Here is a 20,799-nt window from a genome sequence, read left to right as displayed (position 1 = left end):
CACCACAACCACCAGAACAAGCGACAATAGTTGCGATAGTTGCTGAAAATCCGCTGTTGCAACCTCCACTTTTTTCGATACTTACGTCACTACTCTTCTCATTCGCCGAAGAGATCTGTGTTGACTGTTTGTTCACTTCGCCATTCTTTGCATTTATACTGATATGGCCGATAGTGTCGCCACCTTCTATATTCTGTGTCGTGATGGACGGCTTTTTGTTGTTGCCACGTGGGGCCGGTGTCTGGAAAATGTCGATTTCGTGTTTAGTGTCAGAAATATATTCGTACCCTACTAAGTATGACAAATGTATACATTTTATAAAATTTTAACCATTTCATATTGTGTCAAAAACATTATTACTAGATGCATAGTTGGTTAGGATGTGCAACCCAAATGAATCGAACGGCTACAAGACTTCTACTCAATAACCTCTACTACGCACTGTTCACTGCTGGGATGGTGTATTTCGGCGTTCTACAGCGTGTCATCGCTGGTGAATACACCCTCTCTACAGTTGTTGTCACATTCATCTGGGTTTTGAGTGGACTCGGCGTCATCGCATTCGACCTTATTGACATAATAGCGTTGTTCAAGCCCACACCAGATGCAGAGTGATGTTGCACGCCCCTTTACTGAGTAGCGCTGCGAACGCCGGCGACAGGAAAGAGTACGTGACGTCTATAGTAAACAAGTAAGTAGATATTGAGCTTCATTAATTGCTCTACTGAGATCGGCTCGGTAGCCATCTGAGTTCACGCAGTAACGCTCTTCTGAATCATTCTCGGATGACTCTCCGTTGATCACCTACCGACGCAACCCACCGCCCTATCGAAACCACCCAAACAGCGACCACCCGCCATCGTCTGCATCGTCAGCCACGTCCTCCAACTGCGCTTCTAGTTCACGTCGTCGCTCGCGTTCGCGTTCGAGTTCGGCTTCGAGACGCTCGTTTTCTTCGAGCACTGATTCGAGGTGTTCTTGCAGCTCGTCGAGCCGGTCGAGATGGTCGTCAGTAGGCCCGTCCTGAGGCGTCGTTGTCTCTCGTGGCGCTGTCCCCGAATCGGTTTTCTCACGTCGGTCACGCTCTGCCCGTCGAGACAGGTCCGTCCGCGTTGTCGAACGTCGAACTGCACTCGAAAATCCTGTCGGGTCGTAAAACTCGCTCGTCCCCGATACCGCCCGCTCGATTGTCTTCTCGCCGTAGGTCGACCCATCCGCAAAGTGCACCTCGTCCCATCTCTCGCGATACAGTCCGGAGTCGCGAAACAGGCGGTCCATCTGGGTAGCGTCCCCTGCCGTCCAGAACGCCAGCAACGAACACAGTGCCATGTCGGCGTCTGAGCGACTGTCGTACGCGCTCGTATCGCCACCCCACAGGCGGCGGAATTTCACGCTGTTTGCAGCGTTCGATGCGCGTCTAATCACGTCGTCGTCTGTGAGGTCGTTTCCACGCTCGGATGTCTCGTTCGGTGGTTCCGCTTGCGTTCTCTCTGTGTGGCTCTGTGTGGCGCGTGGTGGCTCGGCGTCTGTTGGCGTCTCGAAGTACGCGCTGTGTATCTCCGCGAGCGCTGCGGTCCGCTCGGCCACCTTGGGTGGTGTGTCGTCGACGCGGTCGCCTGTCATCGTGAAGAATCGCGCGTGTTCGTACAGTTCGAGGTTGCCTGTGCGATTGCCGTCGGGTAGAAGCGAGCCCTGAACGAGAATGTGATAGCCGGTGCCTGATGGACTGACTTCTGTGTAGGAATCCAGGCGGTCGATTATCTCTTGTGCCCACGCTTCGGTCGCTCCCGTCTCGCTGTTGCGACACTTGTCGAGGTCGACACCAACGATGGGGTCGTCGTCGCTGAACACGTATCCCACGCCATCCGCAGGCCCGTCTGTTGCGTACGCCAGCGCCTCGTCAAATGTCGTCCACGTCGCGGCGTCTGTCGCCGATGCATACCCACCGGTTACGTCCAGCGGAACCTTCGTCTCATCTCCACCGCGCGTCTGTTTTTGCCACCCCACCCACTGGGCTCGGTCGAGAAGTTCGTCCGGCATCGCAGCCCGCGTCGGGAGTGGTGGCGTCATCGCTACTGCGTGGTCTCGTGGGGGGTTAGTAAGGTGTTTCGTGCCGCGACACGCTCGTCGTATTCACCGTCGTTTGTACACCCATTCTGTGGGGTGTCTCGTGAGTCGCTTCTCACACCCGTTCGTTTCGAGGGTGTACACAGACGCCTCGATGCACGCCGGTACAGTCAGTGCCCTGTTCTTCTCTCCTCACGTTGCAGCTTCCTGGCTCGCCTCACCTGTGATTTCCGGATGCCCACCGCTCGATTCGATGCCGTTGTATCGACCTGCGTCTTCGCCCACACCCAATCCCTATATTTCCGAATACCCGTTACATCCGCTTGTACTGGGGGTGTATCGACCGATTTCGATTCGGCGTCTCTCCCCGATTTTCGCACGTATTTGCCGCCCACTCCTCACGATTGCCACCGTAAATCACACTGTCGATGACTGCCCTCTCCCCCACGTACGATGGCTGTGACGCCCTATTTTTACCTCCGATTCGACCGGAAGTGGTGGGGGCTTTCGGCGACGCTCTACTCCCCCTGTTCGATGGCCGCTGGGTGTCGGCTGGCGATGGTTGCTTAGGAGGTCTTGTTGCGGGAGATGTGAGGGGTGTATTCCGCCTGAAACAGGGGTTGGTATTCGAAGTAACTGCTTTGCATCCAAAACGGACTTGACGATTGTCGTCAAGCCGGAATGATGTAGGGTCGCTCGGCTTCGGGTTTTCGTTGTTGCCACTGAAGAACGATGATTGATAACCTAGTTCTAACTTTAGGAACTTCGCTGCGAATCCGGTTAGATTCTGCCTCCGCACAGATCTAGTTGATAGTATCTGCGAATATTTCAGACAACATACTCCAACTATTCGTACATAGACATTTGTATGTGCATTGGGAACATACTACATATCTAGAGATTCATCCATTCAGGATGATCTCGTATGAGCCATGCGAACAGATCGTCAATACACCGAAACAGAGGAAGAATATCGAAGTGCATTCCGTCGAGACCGAGATCGGATCACGTACGCACCAGAATTCCGTCGGTTAAAAGACGTCACCCAGATCGCACACGTTGGGGAATCGTACCTGTATCATGACCGGTTAACTCACTCACTCAAGGTTGCACAAGTCGGTGAGTCAATCGCTGAGCTGCTAAGACAGGAATACGCTCATCAACAAATTGAGAGGGAATTAGATACACAGGTAGTCATCGCCGCCTGCTACGCCCACGATATTGGCCATCCACCATTCGGCCATGTTGCTGAACGTGAACTGAATCGACTCCTGCAAGAAGAACACACACCGAATGAATTGGGATTCGAAGGGAACGCACAGACATTCCGTATCCTCACCCGACTCGCAAACCACAGAGAGGAAGGATTCGGCCTCAACTTAACGCGAGCAACGCTCAACGCGACGATTAAGTATCCCTGGGCGCGCTCGGAAAAGCCAAACAAGGACAAGTGGGGTTATTATAAAAGCGAAAAAGAGGCATTCGAGTTCGCTCGGGAAGGATCGAACCGTACAGAAAAGCAATCGCTCGAAGCACAGATCATGGAATATGCAGACGATGTCACGTACGCAGTCCACGATATCGATGATTTCTATCGGAGTGGTCTCATTCCATTAGACCGCCTCTTGGTTGAGGCAGAACAGAATTACAGGGTTGATGAAGAGACAAGCAATATTGAGCAATATCTCAGAGAGGAGGGGAAAGAAGAAATCGCAGATAATGTCAGGAGAGTCCTAAACGATATCAATAGCAACTATGCAAGAGATCCGCTTAAATGTCCATATACGAATAGTGAAGAACAACGAATCGCAATTGCTCAGTTTGACTCCAATCTGATTTCTGATTTTATTAATGGTTCTGAAGGGACGGAACCCCCAATCATAATTGACCTAACTGATGACGAGTTCGACCTAGAACGAGACGATAACGTCGAAGAAACAATTCAGGTATTGAAGCACATCACGCGCTACTACGTGCTCTCAAACCCGTCATTGAATGCTCAACGACATGGGCAACGTCGGATCATCCGGGTCGTATTCAACGCGTTGTACGAAGAGTCTGGAAAACCAGGTATAAGCGCGATTCCAGAGCCATACCGGGACCGATTACAAGAGAATCTCAAAGTCGCTACTGAAACTCAGAATGCACGGGTTGTCGCAGATATGATCACATCGATGACTGAAAAACAGGTCAGTGCCATGTACAAGCGGCTCCAAGGCCATTCACCTGGCTCATTAGTTGACGAAATTGTCCGTTGAAGTTCTGTTTTCCGGATCTCCCCCGCACTTACTTAGATCTTGTATCTTTGTGAGTAAACCCATCCTCTCTTGCTTCTGCTAAGACTTTTGCAACCCATTCCTGAGGAAGACGAGACTCGTGCTTTCTCACCGTTTCAAGCCAATCAAGCTTTGACTGTCTAGTCTTCAGTGTCCTATGGTATCCTGGTGACACCTGTTCTAAATCAGGTGGCTGTTCGCCGGGGAGTACTTTGGTGGTCGTAGCTTCCCAACCGTAGAGTGCCTCTGCGAGTTCAAGATAATCCTGAACTGTAGACTGCGTTGTATCCGTTCTCTTTGCAATCCCCAGCGTTGAGTATCCTCTTTCACAATACGCAACAGTTTCGCCCTCGACCTGTCTCAAGTCTGTTTTCCTTGCAAGGTAGCGCGCTCTCTGAACTGCGTATCTATTATCATCCTCATAAATCATTAATAAATGATGGTGGCGAGAGTACATGATTCTCACACCGAACAATCAAACCACAACTAAACACCTAGACCGTAACTCGCTACAAAAAAGAGAGCTAACCAAGCGCCCAACGCCTACCGAACGTTCCAGATGCCCTTATCCGCATCCGCCATCAGGTCAAAATCGAGCGTCCAGTAGAGCGGCGCAGCACCCTCGGCCACATTATACGCCAATTTGCCGCGCTGAGTGTCTCCGCTGTCGATGTAGTTATCCTCGTACGGTTCCGAAAGCTGCGACGTTGCGACGATATCTTGGGAGTAGGGGAATCCCGCGCCGTCTTTCAAGCACATCTGGAGGAGCGACGAGAGTTGCTGTTGTTCGTCAGTCTTGTTTTCCACCGAGAAATCGACAATCGCGTACTCCTTGCCATCACCGGCGTTCGAACTCCCGACGTTTCCGGCGATATCCACCGAATTGACGGTGACGCTGATGCCGTTGAATTCGATTGCTTCTCCGGGGGAGGCGACATCGACCTGAAAATCCTGTATAACGTCCTCGGGTGAGTTCGGTGAGTCACCGAGAGGAACAACAACCCGGTCGTACGAGAAGGGGTCGGACGCTAAGAAGTCGAATCGGAGTTTGAGGTCGGACGCATCCTCCGGAATCTCGTAGGCCAAATCCCCTCGCGAAACCTCTCCGGGAACGAGTTGTCCGGCAGTGAACTGTTTCCCGGATTGGTCGAACGTCTGGGTCTGTTGATAGGCCTGTTTCTCGGCGTCGACGACGCGGGTTTGGCTCTTCCCCGAGAAGGCGAGGTACTCGTCCGAGGTGACGTTCTTCACCGCGAGTCGAACTTTCAAGAAGACCTTGCCATCGTCGGCCCGCTTGAAGGCCCCGATTTGACTCACCCGCTCGATGGAGCGAATGACCATTGCAAGCGTCTCGTCTCCGAACACCTCTCCGACCGTCGCTTCGGCAACGTCCAGTCCGTATTCGCCGGACCCCTCCGAGACGTTATCGACCGTCGTTTCGACCGCCGTTTGTGGAGTCGGACCCTGAGTTCGGGGTTCGGTTGTGTCCGTGTCGGTTCGGGGCTGGTCGCCACCGCCCGTACATCCGGACAGTCCTACAGTGGTACCCACCAGACCGAGGTATGTTCGCCGGTTCATGAAACAGGTCCTGTTGGAGTATTGATAACGTATTCTAGAACAATAATAGAGTTTATAATTTTGTCATCTTCACCGAGTACGTCTCGGGACGACACAGTCCGAAGTGGGTCCGACGTTTGTTGCCAAGTCGGAGTACCGCAAGGTGTGGTCAGTTTCGTTCGGCTACCGACAACCGCGGCACCCGAACCGTCACCACTGACCCACCTGTCTGTCGGTTCTCGAAACGCAATTCACCGTCGGCGATATCGACGCCCCACCGAACGAGCCACAGACCCAGTCCGCTTCCATGTTCGAGTGGCGTCTCGTCGCCGTGTTCGAGCACTTCACGTTCGTACTCACCGATTCCGTCGCCGTCATCGATGACCTGGAACTCGACCGTGGTATCGTCGATTCGAGTGGAAATCTGAACCCACGGCTCGTCGTTAGCATTGTGCTCGACACCGTTTTCGATGAGGTTCACGAGAACGGGCTTGAGGACGGGCGAAACGACGATGTCGGGCGATACGTTTCCTGTGCTGATACGCGCGTCAGGATACGTTTTGGCGACCTCCGTCACACACGCATCGAGCAGTTCCGGAACGGAACGGGGTTGCTTCGCCATCCAGTTGGTCTCGAACAGGTCGACAATCGCTCGACCTTTGTCACCGACATCGATGATACGCTGGGTGTGTTTCTTTATAAGCTGGCTTTCTGAAGTTCCTTCGGTATCGGCGACCAGATCGGCATATCCCGAGATGAGATTCGCTTCCGTCCGGAGGTTGTGCCGGAGTACTCGATTGAGTACTTTGAGTCGCTGCCGCTCGCGTAGAATCTCACTGACATCGTGAAACGAAATCAGACACCCGAGGAACCGACCGTGAACGTCGTCGATGCGCGTGACAGAAACGTCGTAGCGGTCCGTTCCGTAAGATGTCTCAATCGAAATCGGCTCGGAAACCTCCCCGTCTACCGGTAACTCATCGTACGACGGGATGATACTGTCCGAGGGCATCCCGAGAACGGTCGTGGCGTTGGTTCCAAGGATGTCTTCCGCCGGTTCGTTCATATCGACAATCGTGTCGTGTCGGTCGACGACGACGGCACCGTCGTGCATCTGTGTGAAGACGAGTCTGCGAGCCCGATGTGTCGGTGACGGACTCGCCCCGAAGAGCCGAAACCGAGTGACTGCGGCGAGGTAGGCGACACCGGATACCGAAAACGCAACTGGAGTCGGGTCGAGACCGGACGTGTCGAAAATACCGAGCAGGTAGAACACGTTACTCGCCCACGGTGCGAGCGTCCCGAGGAGAAGCGCGACGCTCTGCCCACGGAACGGGCGCATCTCACTCGTCAACATACCGAAAATCGGGATACTCCCGAGCAAGCCAAGCAGATAGGTGTAGCCCGTAATAACCCAAAACCACGGGCCAACAGACTGGTCGAGACGGAAGGCCCCGTTTTGGACGATGAGGGTAGACTCACGATAGAGCAAGTCGTGGTACTCGCCGGTCAGTGTCAGAATAACCGTGATAGCGGGAATAAGGCTGGCGAGCACGAGGTATTGGGGCTGAAGGTACTTGTCGCGACCAGTGTAATCAAGCGCGAATGCGAGCCACCCCACAGGAATAACGACAACACCGAGCCACGAAACAGCAACCCAGAATAGTTTTTCGTGGAGCGTCGTCGCTTGAATCTGCAACACGAGGCAAATTGACCACCAACTTTGTCCCGCAAGCATGGCGACAAGCGGGAACGACCCCGGCTCCGGTCGGGCCCGCCACGCGGTGAGCGTCGCTGCGACCCCGATAACGATTGTGGCGAGTAACACCAGGGTGAGTGGGGTAATAGGGACCATCGTGGGCAGTACGACCCATTCGAAGTATAATAAACACCAGTAGATTCACCAAAAAATGTAATGTATCTATATTTTTGTACCAATTAGAGGATGACTAGAGCTAAGACGGCAGCAACGACCACGTATTCAGATTCGGCCGCGAGCGTGAGTGCATCGCCGTGAGCGGTCCGACCCACCAAGGACGTAACACAGACGGAAAACGCGAGACCGACGAGGAGTGCCGCGACGAACAGCGGGGCAAGAAGTCCCCACAATGCAGCACCGACGAGCATGAGTGCTGTCACGATATCAATCCCGTACAGGACGCGACGAGTTCGGGTAACACCGAGTACGACGGGAAGTGTCTCGACGCCGATAGCGCGGTCACCAGCAGTATCGCGGACGTTGGGAATCTCGACGTTGACGAAGATACCGAGGAGATAATACGCGAACACGACGACGGCGGCCGGTGTGACTGGCGCGCCAGCGAATGTGAGCGGAAGAGCAGTCAGCGTCACGGCCCACACGAACGCGACGACGAGCGAGTTCACGAGCAAAACATCCTTGAGACGGCGAAACTGCGCGGTGAGGCTCGGGAGCCAGTCGGACGCGTAGAGAACCCAAAACACGCCGGGAAGGAGCGTCAGTACCAACGCAAGTGGTCCACCGAGGACAGAGAGCGCGACAGCAACACCGTACGACAGCGAAACCACGTGGTTCAGCGTGCGTTCGTGTCGTTGGATAAACGCCGCCCGGTCGGGCGTCGTTTCCGCGTCGGTGTCGGCATCAGCGATTCGGTCTCCGAGATAGACTGCGAACGTCACCAACCCAACAACCACCGGAGCAAGCGTGACGTCCAACGACAACGCCCTTGTGACGAGCATCACCTGAACGACCGCAATCACTGCAAGATACGCCGAACTGTACCGAAATACATTGACCGTCTGTCCAACGACCCCGACAACCCATTTCGAGATTTCGTGTATGAGTTCTGGATTTAGTACGCCACCCGTGACATGATTTTGTTTATTTGACATTTTATCACTACGGCGGGGCCATGAACGTTGTAATCCCACACCCGCCGTCGATGACAGGTCAGTTATCCACACATTCAAGTGTATGGGAACAGCCCCAATTTGTCAGAATATCTAGTACGGCTACAGGGACAGAATAGACGGGGGCAGACGCTCACGGTGACAGAATCCGCGACTATGAGAAGGAAGAGTGCAGACGGCCGGGCACCCGCCTACACTCCACGGACACTGGGGAACACTCCCCTGTATACGCAACCCAAGTGCAGGTATGTACCTGCAGTACCTGCGTTTATCCCCCATCGTTAAAACATTTTTCAATTGTCATGTGTCTCGTATGGATGCATATCACGGCGTTTAGCGTCGGATACACGCCTCAGGAGAGGGCACGCCGTTCGCGTTCGAGAATCCGGGCCCAGAGGTCAAACAACGCGCTGTCGAGGTCGTACACGTCTGCAATGCGGCGGACCCACTCGTCGTCAGAAAACAGGAGCCGCTGGAAGGTTCGAACGTCTGGGTCGAGGTCCGACCGGCGACCGGTGTAGTACGCAACCGTCTGCTCGCGGGTTCGCTCGACAAATAGTGGCGGCACGAAGATTCCCGATTCGCGTGCGACGTAGACGAACCATTCGAGGTGGAGTACGGCGGCGGCAAGAGTGAATTGGTCGGCAAAGCCGTCGACGTACGCGGTCGCTGGACGACCGTCGATGTACACGTCTTCGGGACGGGAGAACCGCGGTACCGACAAGTGCGGGAGGTCAGTCGCGTACTGCTTTGCGACTCGACGGAGTTGAAAATCGGTGTAGGAACACGGTGCGGCAAGTCCGAGTTCGTACCACAGTGGCATCCACTGGCAAAACGGGTCACAAAACGTGGCGTCGGCCAGAAGGTCGGCAGCAACAGAGCGGGCGAGGTCCGGCGGCAGGTCCGTCCGTCCAGCACGCATCGCATCGGTCGCGCGGACGACCCGCGATTCGAAGTCCCCGACGCGAAGGCCCAGCCCCGCAGCGACGTCGTGGACGTACTCAGCGCCGATACGATACCAATCGGCGAAGTCGGCGGGACGGTGAAGTCGAAGCAAACGCAGGACAGTCACGGCCGAATTATGGGTCATGGTGCTTAGTATCTGTCCCCAAATCGGTGCAGAGTGACATCCTCGCCCGCCGTGAACGGCGGGGCTTCCCCCACGGGAGGCATACTAGCAACGTGCTGGATCGAGGTTTCAAGACGTGTGCGTGTCACCGGTCTCCGGTACCGTCCCCGCTCCCACTGCTGGTGAGCTAGACGAAACCTTGTCATCGGAAGCCCGCCTCTCGGACGGGAGTCCCTCGCTCGGTGACGTGTCTTCGTGGGCCTGCCACTGGCTCCCGCTCCGAGGCGAGACATCGCCTGCCGATTTCCAAGGCAGGCTCTCTCCCCACGGATTATGCCGATTAGCTATGTTCGTCGCTGCGTTCAAATCCGCCTGATACTCCGACACCCAACACGCCTCGTTCGTACACTTGAACGACCCTGATGTGGCCTGTACCCGATATGCTGACAGGCGTGGCACGTTTTCGACGTGTAATGCGGATGCACGTATTCCACAGAAATACCGTGTTCCGCTGCCTTATCCTCGATGCGCGACTGCAATCGAGAGAACAACCACTTGTCGACCCGCCGGTTCCAGTACTTTCCGATGTCCTCGTCAAGGAGGTTCGGCACGTATTGTTTGAGCGCGTTCTTCGAGTGCCAGTTGAGGTCTTCACCGCTGACGACCTCGTTCACAGCAGTCATCGTGTCGCACTCGTCGTTGAAACACGTGGATTACGGAGTCGAGTGACGCGATTCACACCCGCCCTAAAGGCCGGGATTCTCTCGCTGTTTAAAGATAGTGTGACGGATACCCGGTCTTCGCTCACTGTTGGATGCTCGTAGACGAATGAAAATCGGTATAACCACAGAGAGCAGTTCTCAGCCGCCGAGAAGCGTGTTACGTGCTGTCGGTGTCGTCGTCAACCAATACGTCGTCGAGTCCCCACTCCGAGGCGCGAGCGCGTGCTTCCTCCCGCGCTTCGGAGCGAATCGCCTCGATTGCATCGGCGTCCGAGAGGAACGCTTCGACCGAACTCTGGTCGCGGCCCTCCTCGCGTCGAGACGCGGGCGCGGCCTCGGTTGTCCGTTCGGCCAGTCGCTCGTCACCCGCGAGGATGCGCGCGGGAGCGCCCGGCGGGACGCGAAACTCGTCTACATCGTGTGCATCCGCGAGGTCGTCGAGGTCGACAGCGTGGATTGCAACCCGGTTCGGGCCGGTGACGGCGAACCCCTCCAACCCGTCTCGGCCGCCCCGTTCATTTTCGGTGTCGTACGCGAGGACGGGAATCCCGTCTTCGAACGTAACGACGCCTCGCGTGGTCTCTCCGAGGAGCAGCGCGTCCTGTGGCTCGAAAACGACGTATCCGGTCAGTCCTTCTTCGAGGACCGACCGAAGCACGTCCGCCGCGTCGTCGACTACCCGTGACCGGAGAAGTGCACCTTGGGGGATTCTCATATACGCTCGGGAACGACGGCGTTTTTGAATCGCTCAGCCACGTCGCTTCCATCGCCGTCGCGGACATCTAATCGGGCGGCAGCCTCGCGGAAGGCGTCGGCCGCCGGGTCGGCGGGTGCGTGTGCCAAAAGGGGTTTTCCCTCCCGCCGGGCGGCGCGAACTGCGTCACTCTCGGGAATCGACGCGAGCGTCTGGCCGCCGAAATACCGGCCCGCTTGTTCGGCGATTCGGTCGACGTTTTCGTCGGGTCGAACGCGGTTGAACACCACACCTGCGGTGTCGGTCCCGTAGGAGTGAGCGTACTCCTGAACCTTCAGACCGTCAGAAAGTGAGGGGACAGTCGGTTGGAGTACGACGACGATTCTGTCGGCGAGGACGATAGGCAAGACCGCGCTCTTCGACCCGAGTGCAGCGGGCGAGTCGAGAAGAAGCACGTCGGTGTTGCTTGCGAGTTCGGCGACCACGTCGCGAAGCCTGCCGGGGTCCGCCGCTTCGAACGCCGCAAGACTCGTTCCACAGGGGACAACCGACATCCCGAACCGGTCGTAAACAGCATCTTCGACGGCGACATCTCGTTCGGCGATAAGGAGGTCGTGGAGCGTCACGTCGGCATCGTTGAGTCCGGCGTGAAACAGGAGATTCGCCATCCCCGTGTCGGCATCGATGACGGTCACGTCGTAGTCCTCGGCGAGCGCCATCCCGAGCGCGAGTGTACTCGTCGTCTTCCCCGTGCCGCCTTTTCCACTGGCGACGGCGAACGCCTCAACCATGCACCCACGTGCCGAGTGACTTCGCATAAGTGTTCGGAACGAGAGTGAACGACATCCGATGACTCACATGTTACATGGTAACAATCGTTAATGTGGTGGGCGTACTACTGCCATACCATCACCGATGGTCAGAATCGTCATTCAATCGTACACTTTTGTCGTCGATGGGTCTACGGTCGCAGTGTTTGTGACGCTTCTCGCGATTGCCGCCATCGTGTATATAAACTGGTGACCGGCGTCCCGAACGTCGTTCCGCAAACGGCGTGTCTCATACCGCCTCGGCGAGCGCATCGAGGAGACTGTCGTTTTCGTGGGGTCGACGGACGGTTATCCGCACGTGGGAGTCGAGGGTTCGGTAGCAGCGTGCGTCTCGAACGGCAATCCCGCGGCTTCGAGTTTCGTGAAGAACATGGTCTACGTCATCGGCCCGGAACAAAATGAGTGAACTATCCGCCGGATACGGCTCGTAGCCGAGCACCTTCAGCTCAGCGACGATTCGGGACCGTTCCCGCTCGACTCGGTTGCGCGTCACTTCGAGAAAGTCGTCCTGTTTGAGGCAGTACGTCGCGACTTCGACCGCGGGCGACGAGAGTACCCACGTACACCGCGCGCAAGAGAGTTTGTCGCGCAGTTCGCCCGTCGCAGCGGCGAATCCGGCACGGAGCGACGGCACGCCGAAGACGTTCGTCACCGAGTGGAGCGCGATGACGCCGTCGAGACCGGCAGTGCTCGGGAGACGAGTGAATCCGAGGTACGACTCGTCGACGATAAGCGGTGTATTCGCCCACTGGCACTCGCGGATAAATGCCCGAAGTTCGTCAGTTGGATATGCCGACCCCATCGGGTTGTTGGGATGGCTGAGAATCACCGTCGCGTGCTCTTCTGGGTCGACCGCGTCCAGAAATTCGTCGTATGGTACGTGAACCGGCTTTCCTCCCTGTAATTTGATTTCGCGCCCGTACTCCCCACAACACGGTGCTGGAATCGCGACGCTGTCACCGGGCGAAACTGTCACGCCGAGTGCGAGTCGGAGCGCCTCGATGACGCCCGCTGCGGGAACGACCTGGTCGGGTTCACAGCCCACGTAGTCTGCCGCGGCGACGCAAAACTCCGAGTAGTCGTCCATCGAATATCGTCGCGAGGTGGAGAGGGTCGCTTCGTAGATGCTCGCCAGACCTGTCGGGCGCTCCGGGTTCGAACCGAGACTGAAATCCACGAGCGAGTGGTCTGCGGTCCCACCGTGACTCACAGGGTCCACGTCAGGTATCGAACCAGGGTCCATGTCTACCTGCTAGATGCCAACGATATTCAAGCCTTCCTAGTAGTTCATTTAGTTACCACTAACGATTTGTCGGACAGCATGGCCGTTTTCCGTCTGTTCTCAGATAGTAGAGACCGTCGCGCTGTCGTCGGCTACGACACCATAGGTTGCCGAATCGACACTCTGGGGCATCGAATTCGACGCGTATCGTGAATCGAGACTCGCCAGAACCGCGTCGCGGACACAGACTCGCGCCGCGTGACCGACTTCGGTTGCGCTCCCCGAGAACGTCGCTGGCTCGCCTTCGGGGTCGCACGCGGCGATGACCGCGTCCGACGTCGTTCCGGGTGCGCTACACCGCGCGAGTAGCGTCGCCGCCTTCGCCTCGGCAGCGACGGCAACGAGATTCGAGAGTGCGCCCGGTTCCAGCGAGCGGGTCGTTCCGACGAAGACGTTCACCGTGCCGACCGAGTCACCCGACATCGGAGGAGATGAAGGCGAGTTCCACCCATAGTCGCCGTCGTCTCCCGCAACCTCGGTCGGCAACTCCGCCGGGTTCGACACGCCCGCGGTGGCGACGACCTCGACCGGCCCGAACCGGGCACGCCGAGCGTGTCGTTGGTCGACGCCAGTGAGAAGCGTCGGGCCGGGTTCTTCGAACCCCGCATCCGAGACCCGGCGCTGGATGTAGGCGTCGAGGTCGGTCTCCGGCCAGCCGTCGGGAACGGTGATGTTGTACGCGGCCGGACCGCGAGACTCGCCGCCGGCGTAGCCCGTCGAGAGCCAGCGCGTCCCGTGACGGAAGAGTCGGCAGACGCCGTCGCGGCGAGTCGTGTCAAACATCGGCGAGCGCGCGGAGCAGTTCGTCGTTTTCGTCCGGACGCTTCACCGCGACGCGAACGTGCGAGTCGAGCGTCGGGAAGGTGGTCGCGTCGCGGATGGCGACACCACGCTGGCGGGCGGTTTCGACGACCGAATCGACATCACGGTCGCCAACGTCCAACAGGAGAAACGGCGCGTCAGAGGGGGACACTGCAAACCGTTCCGACAGCGACTCGCGAAGTCGCTCGCGCTCGGTCGCGACGCGCTCGCGGGTTCGCGAGACGAACTCTGTGTCGCGCATGCAGTGTGCGCCGACGGCGGCCGCAGGCGTCGACAGCGACCACGACCGACGAGCAACGGCGAGTCGTTCGCCGAGGTCACCGGTAGCGACCGCGAACCCGGCGCGGATACCCGGCAGGCCGAACATCTTGGTCAGCGACCGAGCGACGATGACGCCGGATTCGCCCGCGAGACTCGGCGCGTCGGTGAAGTCGAGAAACGCTTCGTCCACGACGAGGACTGTCCCGGCGTCACGACAGCGGGCCGCAAAGTCGCGGAGCCGACCCGAATCGGCGAGTTCACCGGTCGGGTTGTTCGGCGTGCAGACGACCGCAACCTCGTGTTCCCCCGGGTCGGCGTCGAGGATTTCGTCGTGTGCGACGTGGACAGGGTCGGCACCCTGCAGGTGAATTTCGTGGTCGTACTCGCCGAAACTCGGTTCGGGGACGAGCGCCGAATCACCGGCTGCGAGCGTGACTTCGAAGGCGAGTCGAAGCGCTTCGAGACCACCCGCTGTCGGGACGACGGACTCGGGGTCACAGTCGACGTAGTCGGCGGCGGCCGCTCGGAACTCGGCGTAGTCGTCGTCGGGGTAGCGGGTCGAAGCATCGAGCGCGTCGGCGTACACGTCATCGACGCCGTCGGGTCGCTCGGGGTTCGTGTTCGCGCTGAAGTCCAAGACGGTCGAGTCGGTTGTTCCCCCGTGAGGGACCCGACTGGCAGTTCGAACGGCTTCAGGCTCCATCTTCGACTCCGTCGACAGCGTCGACGGCTTCGGGGTCCAACCGCGAGAGCACGTCCAGCGTCGCCGCCTCCACATCGTCGAGGACGCCCATCCGGTCGGCGAGCATGAGCGCACCGCCCATGCCCGCTCCTTCTTTGGCCTCACCGGCCGCGTAGCGGTCGAGCGGGTGCGCCTCGAATCCGGGGTCGGTGACGGTCACGTCGAGGTCGAGCGCTTCGGCCGCGGCTTCGAGTTCCGGTACGTCTTCTGCGAGGTAGGAAGTCGTCGCAAGCGACAGGTCGCCGTCGGCACCGGCGTGTCGGACGAGCGCGGCCGCCGAGAGGAGTTGCGTCCCTCCGCCGAGGGTTACGTCGATGTCGGCTTCGAGTGCCCCGACGGTGAGTCCGGCAACGACCGGGAGGACGGGGTCACCGAGGTACCGCGCGGCGAGTTCGGGTTTGTGGGCCGCTGAGCCGGGTTCCATACCGCTCGATTCGAGCGCCTCTGCGACGACTTCTTCCTTGAGGCTCGTCGGGTTCTCCGGGAGCGACGACGAGACAGGGAACGTCTCGCCGAGCGCGCGGAGCACGGCGAGTGCGGTCGTCGTCCCGCCGGGGACGGTCTCGCCGATGACGAGTTCGTCTTCCGGGAGCGCCTTGCCCATCCGCCGAGCGGCCTCGAACGCACCGGGAGCAGTCGGAACCGGCTCGCTTTCGCGGATGTCGCGGCCCGGCCGCGCACCCACGTCGATGGTCGGTGTGGCGGTCGGTTCCACGAGACCGGCGTCGACGGTGAGTACGTCGAATCCGGTGAGTTCGCGGACGGCGCGAGTGATAGCCGCGGGTGTCGGACAGCCCGTCGGACTGACCGGCGTCACCGGCGAGCGGACGGTCTCTCCGTATTCGATGATTTCCGCGTCGGCGCTCGGGGTGTGACCGACGAGCGACGGGTCCGCACCCGCGGCGCTGATGCCGGGAATCGTGGCCGTCTGGGTCGTTCCGGCGACGAGGATTACTCGCATCGTTCCTCCGCGAGCGCGATATCTGTCGGACGATTCACGTTGAGTGCAAGTTTGGTGTCGGATGTGAGGTACATGGTTGAATCAGTGTCTGTGGAATCGGATTGTGTGGTGTCAGTTTTCGTCCCAATAACGCCCAATCCAGTCGGGCAGACGGCGGTTCCCTGGTAGTCGAAGACGAGGGAGTCGTCGAGACTGGCCCCGAGCGTCTGTTTCAGTTCGACGGGGACGCACGCTGTCAACGACCCGCCCGCTGCGGCCTCCATGACCGCGTCGACGTGGTCGGGAAGCAACAGCGGGAGGTCGGCAACGACGGTCACGACCGGCCGCGAGACGCGCTCAAGCGCGAATCCGAGGTCGGAGACGTAACCGTCGCCAGGAGCATCGATACAGTGCAGTCCGAGGTCGCTCGCTCGCGTGCGGGTGTTCGGCGTGTGCGGCGATGTGACCGCGTGGACGGTCTCGACGCGGGAGCGGTGGAGCGCCTCGGCGATGCGGTCGAGCATGGGCCGGCCGCAGATATCGACGAGGGGCTTTTCGACCGCTGCGTCGAGGCGCGTACCGCGGCCACCGCACATCAAAAGAGCGTCCATGCCACCACCCCTACGTGAATCGCCGCGGCGCGAGCGAGTTCGTTCGTCGCGCCAAGCAGGTCGCCCGAGACGCCGCCGAGTTTTGTGCGGCCCCACGAGCGAAGGGCGAGTGCGACCACAGGGCCGCAGACGAGGGCTGCGATAACTCCCAGCCCACCCGCTAACAGTGCCAGCGCGGCCACCGGAAGACACGCAACAGCGACGGCAAAAAGGCCAGATTGTCCGTTCTCACCGACGAGTGCGGATCCCAAGCCCTCGTGCGCAGGTTCGCCGAGACAGACCAAGGTCGCCATTCCGGTCTTCGCGCCGACTTCGGCGGCGACGGCGATTGCGACGGCTGGGGTGAATGCGAGACGTCCACCCAAACCGGCGAGTCCGAGCGCGCCGAGACCGAGGACGACGAGCGTCAATCCGAGCGCGAGCAGGCCGCCGACACCCGTTTGCGAGTCTTTCAGGACCGAAAGACGGCGCTCAGCATCTCCGTGAACCACGGCGGCATCGCCGAGGTCTGCGAGCCCATCGGCGTGGGTGACGCCGGTCACGAGATACAGTGTGACGAGGTACAGCGCGGCCGCCGTCGGAACCGGAACCGGAAGCACGAACGGAACTGCGGCGAGTCCGCCGACGATGTAGCCGACAAGCGGGAACGCGACCGGAGACCGCCTGAAGGAGTCCCACTCGGCTTCGCCATCACCGCCGGGAAGTCGCGTGAGGAAGCCAAGCCCGCCGCGGACTGCGGTCAGAACCACGCAACCACCCCCGCGAGAACGAACGCGATGAGTCCGGCACGGGCGACGAGGCGAATCCCTCGTGCCGCAGTCGCCGTGTCCGGGAAGTCAGCGCCAGCGTCGAGCAGGTAGTGTCCGGGCTTTTCTAATCGCGTTTCGAGGAGGACTGCGAGCGTCGCCATGGGCCAACCCGAGTTGGGCGAGGCCGGACGACGAGCGAGCGGGCTGACCCGCGAAAGCGCGCCGGGCGAACCAGCGCCGATGGCGAGTAAGACGGCCGAGAGACGCGCCGGAAGCCACATTACCGCGTCATCGAGACGCGCCGGAACGCGACCGACCGGCTTGTGTCGGTACCCGAGCATCGAATCAAGCGTGTTGACGCCCTTCACCCACGCTGCCGCCCCAACCGCGAGCGGGAGCGAAAACGGGACGACGAGCGTAAACGCGAGCAGCGGGGCGACCAGTCCGTCAGCGAGGTTTTCGGCCGCGCTCTCGACGGCGGCGCTTCGAATCTCGCCAGCAGAGAGCGATGCCGGGTCGCGTCCGGCGAGGGCACGAAGCTCACCGCGGGCGGTATCGAGGTCGGTTGCGGTCGCCGTCGCCGACACGACGGTCTCCGCTGCGTCGAGCAGCATCCGAAGACTGGTCGTCGAAAAGAGGGCGAGCGCGGCGACGACTGCGCCGGCCCACGGCGATGCGAGCGATGCACCCCACGTCGCGCCCGAGACCACTCCCGCAGCGAGTGCTGGGAGAACGAGCGCAGCGAGCGCGCCGACTCTGGTGGGATGTTCCCACTCGCGGTCGAGGGGTGCAACGACGTTTCCGAACAGCGCGACGGGATGAATCCGGGCCGGTGGTTCGGCGAGGAGTCGGTCCAGCCCAGCAGCGATAGCGACGGCGACCGTGGCTGTCACGGGCACGGGTCCTCCCCGGCACGTAACCGTGTTGCGAGCGCATCGAGCGTCGTCGCTTCGAGGTTCACGAACCGACCGCCGACTGCTTCGACACCGCCGTCGGCGTCGGGGTCGTCGCCGACGTGAACCAACTCGGATGCGTCGACGTCGAGACCGCGAGCGGCCGCCTCGAACGCCTGCTCGTTCGGTTTTCGCCAGCCGCAGGCGACACTCGTGGTGATGCTGTCGAACCCGCGTCGGTCGAGGTCAGACCGGATGAGCGTCCGTGCGACGAGTTCGGGAACCGAACAGTTCGAGAGGAGGCCGACGGGACCGGCCTCGCGGGCAGCCGAAACCGCCTCAACCGCACCGGGGCGTGTCGTCACCTCGGGGTCGAACGCAGTGATAACTGCGCGGCGGGCGGCGTTGTCCGGCGACTCGACACCCCGCGAACGGAGTGCTGCCGCGACGTGGGCCGGAAGCGGGACCTCTGCACCCTCGGGGGCGTCGATGTGGACCTCACGGTAGGCGTCGTCCCAGTCATCGGGAACCGCAACACCGTACTCGCGAAGAGCGTCAGCGACGGCAGTCCCCGGGTCTACTGGATATTCGGCGTCGACGAGCGTGCCGAAGAGGTCGAACGTAACTGCCACTAGGTTTGTATTGGTGAAATTCTACTTGAATGCAGCGAAGCGGGTGCGTACAAGTGATTTTGCGCCCGGACTGTCCGACCGCCATGCCTATAGGTTCGGGCAGGTCGTCGAATCGGGTAATGAGTCTCCAAGGAAGCGACGCCCCAGACTTCACGCTCGAACGCACCGCTGGCGACGAAATTACCCTCTCCGAGACGCTGGAAAGTGGACCGACAGTCGTCCTCATTAACCGTGGTTACTGGTGTTCGTTCTGCACCGAACAACTCCAGACGTTCAGCCAAGTTTCCTACGACCTCTGGTTCAACGACGGTGTCGACATACTTCCGGTCATCACGAGTGACCTCGGCGATGTGAGGGAGATGCGGGACCGCTTCGACTTCGATTTCCAGCTCGCTGCGGACCCCGATGGCGAGGTCGCAGCACAGTACAGTGGCATCGAAGAGACCAGCCACGGCGTGACAGGTATTTCCGGCACCTACGTCGTCGACGAAGACGGCATCGTCCAGTACGAACAGGTCGCCGACCACCCGGCCGACCGGACCTACGGCAACTGGGTTCGGTACTTCATTCGCAACGACTTCGAGGATGTCTTCGCGTAGGCGCGCAAGAGGCTCCACAAAACGTGTATGTATTCAGATAGCAGAAAACACTTGGTAGCAGATGACAGTGAGTGCATATGCACCGTCGCGCCCTCCTCGCCGGTATTGGTGCCCTCTCAGCAGGATGTCTCGGAGTGTCGCCTCCGCGAGCGAATAGCACAACAGCCTCTTCAGCGGCCACCGAGACGCCAAACTCGACAACCACTACGGCGCACCCAACAGCGACGTGTGACAAGGAGACTGAAACACCTTCCACAGAATCAACAGGCGAGACTGAAACAGATGCGGAATACACACTGACTGACCTCACGGAGTCGACAGACATCGACCGGCCGTCTGCCAAGTATATCCTCGAACCGTCGGCGTTCTACTCCAGCGATGCGGTTACGGAAGAAGAAGAGCGTACGGGCGAAGAACAAGTAGTGAAGGATATCTCCGAGATTGACGATGAAAAGGTTCGGAGTGCAATCGAGACCGCCATTCGGACGGGTGAGTGGCGCTCGAACACGCTTCCCGATGGGCTGGCCGATACGGTCGGACGCGTGGACTTCTTTACCGGTGTCTCGGAGGACGAGACGTACACGCATGTCGGGCTAACCCTGCATCGAACCCATCCAGACCGACCGCCCGCCTTAGAGTTCAACGCCGCGATTGTAGACGACACCGTCTCGAAAGACAGCCCCGGAGCGATTGCACTCACGCTGACCAACACGAGTCAAACGACGCAACGCGTGTTCTCGGGGACTGTGCCACCGTTTGGGATGGTATACGGGGACGCCACCGAAGACGAAGGTCGATTCCTCCTCTGGCGAGAGTACGAGGAGGAAGGCTGTGTCAACTTCTCTGAACGAGGACTCGCCGTGTGTAGCATTGGTAAGATTACGAAATTGCAGCCATGTGAGCGCATTACTCGTCGCTACGAAGTGCTCCCGAGTGAAACAACTCGTCACCCCGAGTACACGGTGCCGCCTCACCCGGGGAGATACCGTCTTACCGACTCCTTAGACTACTATGAGACCCGTGGTGGGCCAGAATCGACGCTCTCGTTCGAGGTTGAGTTTACTCTCGAATCGATGCAGTAGCGCTGTCACACCTTACTCGTCGGTGGTGTCTGAGATGTCATTTCTCTCCCCGCACTCGTGAGTGAAACGAGTGAGCGCTCGT

At 59.3% G+C, this 20,799-nt stretch carries 20 protein-coding genes and 1 pseudogene; 4 read left to right on the top strand and 17 right to left on the bottom strand.

Features of this window, described 5'->3' with window-relative positions; translation table 11 throughout:
- Window positions 1–393: 393 nt before the first annotated feature.
- Entirely contained in the window at window positions 394–615 is a 222-nt protein-coding gene (locus tag HFX_RS02860; protein ID WP_004057683.1) for a hypothetical protein, read from the top strand.
- Between the two features lie 210 nt (window positions 616–825).
- On the opposite strand, the gene HFX_RS02855 is transcribed toward HFX_RS02860, so the two are convergent.
- On the bottom strand, window positions 826–2,070 hold the full coding sequence (locus HFX_RS02855; RefSeq protein WP_004057685.1) for a phage NrS-1 polymerase family protein: 1,245 nt from the start codon (window positions 2,068–2,070) through the stop codon (window positions 826–828).
- 929 nt (window positions 2,071–2,999) lie between these two features.
- On the opposite strand from HFX_RS02855, the gene HFX_RS02850 reads away from it, so the two are divergent.
- Entirely contained in the window at window positions 3,000–4,325 is a 1,326-nt protein-coding gene (locus HFX_RS02850) for a deoxyguanosinetriphosphate triphosphohydrolase family protein (RefSeq protein ID WP_014732147.1), read from the top strand.
- A 28-nt stretch (window positions 4,326–4,353) separates the two neighbouring features.
- Here the strand turns inward: HFX_RS02850 and HFX_RS19575 are convergent, their stop codons facing one another.
- The 16 genes and pseudogenes from HFX_RS19575 to HFX_RS02775 all read right to left on the bottom strand — a co-directional run bounded on the left by HFX_RS19575 (window position 4,354) and on the right by HFX_RS02775 (window position 19,036).
- A complete protein-coding gene (locus tag HFX_RS19575; RefSeq protein ID WP_014732146.1) occupies window positions 4,354–4,773 on the bottom strand; it encodes a hypothetical protein in 420 nt (139 codons plus the stop codon).
- A 113-nt stretch (window positions 4,774–4,886) separates the two neighbouring features.
- On the bottom strand, window positions 4,887–5,921 hold the full coding sequence (locus tag HFX_RS02845; RefSeq protein WP_004057690.1) for a DUF4352 domain-containing protein: 1,035 nt from the start codon (window positions 5,919–5,921) through the stop codon (window positions 4,887–4,889).
- A gap of 148 nt (window positions 5,922–6,069) precedes the next feature.
- On the bottom strand, window positions 6,070–7,755 hold the full coding sequence (locus HFX_RS02840) for a histidine kinase N-terminal 7TM domain-containing protein (RefSeq protein ID WP_004057692.1): 1,686 nt from the start codon (window positions 7,753–7,755) through the stop codon (window positions 6,070–6,072).
- A gap of 83 nt (window positions 7,756–7,838) precedes the next feature.
- Window positions 7,839–8,618, bottom strand: coding sequence for a UbiA family prenyltransferase (locus HFX_RS02835; protein WP_231512922.1), 780 nt, complete (start codon window positions 8,616–8,618; stop codon window positions 7,839–7,841).
- A gap of 523 nt (window positions 8,619–9,141) precedes the next feature.
- Window positions 9,142–9,861 carry a hypothetical protein gene (locus HFX_RS02830; protein ID WP_049917463.1) on the bottom strand — a complete coding sequence of 240 codons (720 nt, stop codon included), beginning with the start codon at window positions 9,859–9,861 and terminating at the stop codon, window positions 9,142–9,144.
- Between the two features lie 126 nt (window positions 9,862–9,987).
- Window positions 9,988–10,454 (bottom strand): annotated as a pseudogene (locus HFX_RS20595) (transposase); the annotation flags it as partial.
- A 283-nt stretch (window positions 10,455–10,737) separates the two neighbouring features.
- On the bottom strand, window positions 10,738–11,295 hold the full coding sequence (locus tag HFX_RS02820; RefSeq protein WP_004057699.1) for a hypothetical protein: 558 nt from the start codon (window positions 11,293–11,295) through the stop codon (window positions 10,738–10,740).
- Window positions 11,292–12,065 (bottom strand): nucleotide-binding protein, encoded by a 774-nt coding sequence (locus tag HFX_RS02815; protein WP_004057701.1) that lies wholly within the window; start codon window positions 12,063–12,065, stop codon window positions 11,292–11,294. The genes HFX_RS02820 and HFX_RS02815 overlap by 4 nt, the downstream gene beginning before the upstream one ends.
- 268 nt (window positions 12,066–12,333) lie before the next feature.
- A complete protein-coding gene (locus tag HFX_RS02810; protein ID WP_014732143.1) occupies window positions 12,334–13,347 on the bottom strand; it encodes an aminotransferase class I/II-fold pyridoxal phosphate-dependent enzyme in 1,014 nt (337 codons plus the stop codon).
- Window positions 13,348–13,446: 99 nt separating this feature from the next.
- Window positions 13,447–14,169, bottom strand: a complete 723-nt coding sequence (locus tag HFX_RS02805) for an adenosylcobinamide amidohydrolase (RefSeq protein WP_004057704.1) — start codon at window positions 14,167–14,169, stop codon at window positions 13,447–13,449.
- On the bottom strand, window positions 14,162–15,172 hold the full coding sequence (cobD, locus tag HFX_RS02800; protein ID WP_004057706.1) for a threonine-phosphate decarboxylase CobD: 1,011 nt from the start codon (window positions 15,170–15,172) through the stop codon (window positions 14,162–14,164). Before cobD ends, HFX_RS02805 begins: the two co-directional genes overlap by 8 nt.
- Window positions 15,162–16,172 (bottom strand): nicotinate-nucleotide--dimethylbenzimidazole phosphoribosyltransferase, encoded by a 1,011-nt coding sequence (locus tag HFX_RS02795; RefSeq protein ID WP_004057708.1) that lies wholly within the window; start codon window positions 16,170–16,172, stop codon window positions 15,162–15,164. The genes cobD and HFX_RS02795 overlap by 11 nt, the downstream gene beginning before the upstream one ends.
- Complete coding sequence (locus tag HFX_RS02790) at window positions 16,163–16,762, bottom strand: NTP transferase domain-containing protein (RefSeq protein ID WP_014732142.1); 600 nt, start codon at window positions 16,760–16,762, stop codon at window positions 16,163–16,165. Before HFX_RS02790 ends, HFX_RS02795 begins: the two co-directional genes overlap by 10 nt.
- Complete coding sequence (gene cobS, locus HFX_RS02785) at window positions 16,747–17,511, bottom strand: adenosylcobinamide-GDP ribazoletransferase (protein ID WP_004057719.1); 765 nt, start codon at window positions 17,509–17,511, stop codon at window positions 16,747–16,749. The genes HFX_RS02790 and cobS overlap by 16 nt, the downstream gene beginning before the upstream one ends.
- Window positions 17,502–18,410, bottom strand: coding sequence for a CobD/CbiB family cobalamin biosynthesis protein (locus HFX_RS02780; RefSeq protein WP_004057722.1), 909 nt, complete (start codon window positions 18,408–18,410; stop codon window positions 17,502–17,504). Before HFX_RS02780 ends, cobS begins: the two co-directional genes overlap by 10 nt.
- On the bottom strand, window positions 18,401–19,036 hold the full coding sequence (locus HFX_RS02775; RefSeq protein WP_004057724.1) for an HAD family hydrolase: 636 nt from the start codon (window positions 19,034–19,036) through the stop codon (window positions 18,401–18,403). Before HFX_RS02775 ends, HFX_RS02780 begins: the two co-directional genes overlap by 10 nt.
- A 119-nt stretch (window positions 19,037–19,155) precedes the next feature.
- Between HFX_RS02775 and HFX_RS02770 the strand changes: the two genes are divergently transcribed.
- Window positions 19,156–19,635: a peroxiredoxin family protein gene (locus HFX_RS02770; protein ID WP_004057726.1), complete on the top strand. Its 480-nt coding sequence runs from the start codon at window positions 19,156–19,158 to the stop codon at window positions 19,633–19,635.
- Window positions 19,636–19,712: 77 nt separating this feature from the next.
- On the top strand, window positions 19,713–20,717 hold the full coding sequence (locus HFX_RS02765; protein ID WP_004057727.1) for a hypothetical protein: 1,005 nt from the start codon (window positions 19,713–19,715) through the stop codon (window positions 20,715–20,717).
- Window positions 20,718–20,799: the final 82 nt, after the last annotated feature.

Origin of the sequence: Haloferax mediterranei ATCC 33500, assembly GCF_000306765.2 — an archaeon.
Taxonomy (GTDB): Archaea; Halobacteriota; Halobacteria; order Halobacteriales; family Haloferacaceae; genus Haloferax; species Haloferax mediterranei.
Note: the sequence above shows the minus strand (reverse complement) of the source record. Positions and strands in the feature narration are given on the sequence as shown.

Bases quoted from the DNA above. Each gene is read 5' to 3' on its own strand.
- HFX_RS02860 (WP_004057683.1), top strand. From the start codon at position 394: ATGAATCGAACGGCTACAAGACTTCTACTCAATAACCTCTACTACGCA.
- HFX_RS02855 (WP_004057685.1), bottom strand. From the start codon at position 2,070: ATGACGCCACCACTCCCGACGCGGGCTGCGATGCCGGACGAACTTCTC.
- HFX_RS02850 (WP_014732147.1), top strand. From the start codon at position 3,000: ATGCGAACAGATCGTCAATACACCGAAACAGAGGAAGAATATCGAAGT.
- HFX_RS19575 (WP_014732146.1), bottom strand. From the start codon at position 4,773: ATGATTTATGAGGATGATAATAGATACGCAGTTCAGAGAGCGCGCTAC.
- HFX_RS02845 (WP_004057690.1), bottom strand. From the start codon at position 5,921: ATGAACCGGCGAACATACCTCGGTCTGGTGGGTACCACTGTAGGACTG.
- HFX_RS02840 (WP_004057692.1), bottom strand. From the start codon at position 7,755: ATGGTCCCTATTACCCCACTCACCCTGGTGTTACTCGCCACAATCGTT.
- HFX_RS02835 (WP_231512922.1), bottom strand. From the start codon at position 8,618: ATGCTCGTCACAAGGGCGTTGTCGTTGGACGTCACGCTTGCTCCGGTG.
- HFX_RS02820 (WP_004057699.1), bottom strand. From the start codon at position 11,295: ATGAGAATCCCCCAAGGTGCACTTCTCCGGTCACGGGTAGTCGACGAC.
- HFX_RS02815 (WP_004057701.1), bottom strand. From the start codon at position 12,065: ATGGTTGAGGCGTTCGCCGTCGCCAGTGGAAAAGGCGGCACGGGGAAG.
- HFX_RS02810 (WP_014732143.1), bottom strand. From the start codon at position 13,347: ATGGACCCTGGTTCGATACCTGACGTGGACCCTGTGAGTCACGGTGGG.
- HFX_RS02805 (WP_004057704.1), bottom strand. From the start codon at position 14,169: ATGTTTGACACGACTCGCCGCGACGGCGTCTGCCGACTCTTCCGTCAC.
- cobD (WP_004057706.1), bottom strand. From the start codon at position 15,172: ATGGAGCCTGAAGCCGTTCGAACTGCCAGTCGGGTCCCTCACGGGGGA.
- HFX_RS02795 (WP_004057708.1), bottom strand. From the start codon at position 16,172: ATGCGAGTAATCCTCGTCGCCGGAACGACCCAGACGGCCACGATTCCC.
- HFX_RS02790 (WP_014732142.1), bottom strand. From the start codon at position 16,762: ATGGACGCTCTTTTGATGTGCGGTGGCCGCGGTACGCGCCTCGACGCA.
- HFX_RS02770 (WP_004057726.1), top strand. From the start codon at position 19,156: ATGAGTCTCCAAGGAAGCGACGCCCCAGACTTCACGCTCGAACGCACC.
- HFX_RS02765 (WP_004057727.1), top strand. From the start codon at position 19,713: ATGCACCGTCGCGCCCTCCTCGCCGGTATTGGTGCCCTCTCAGCAGGA.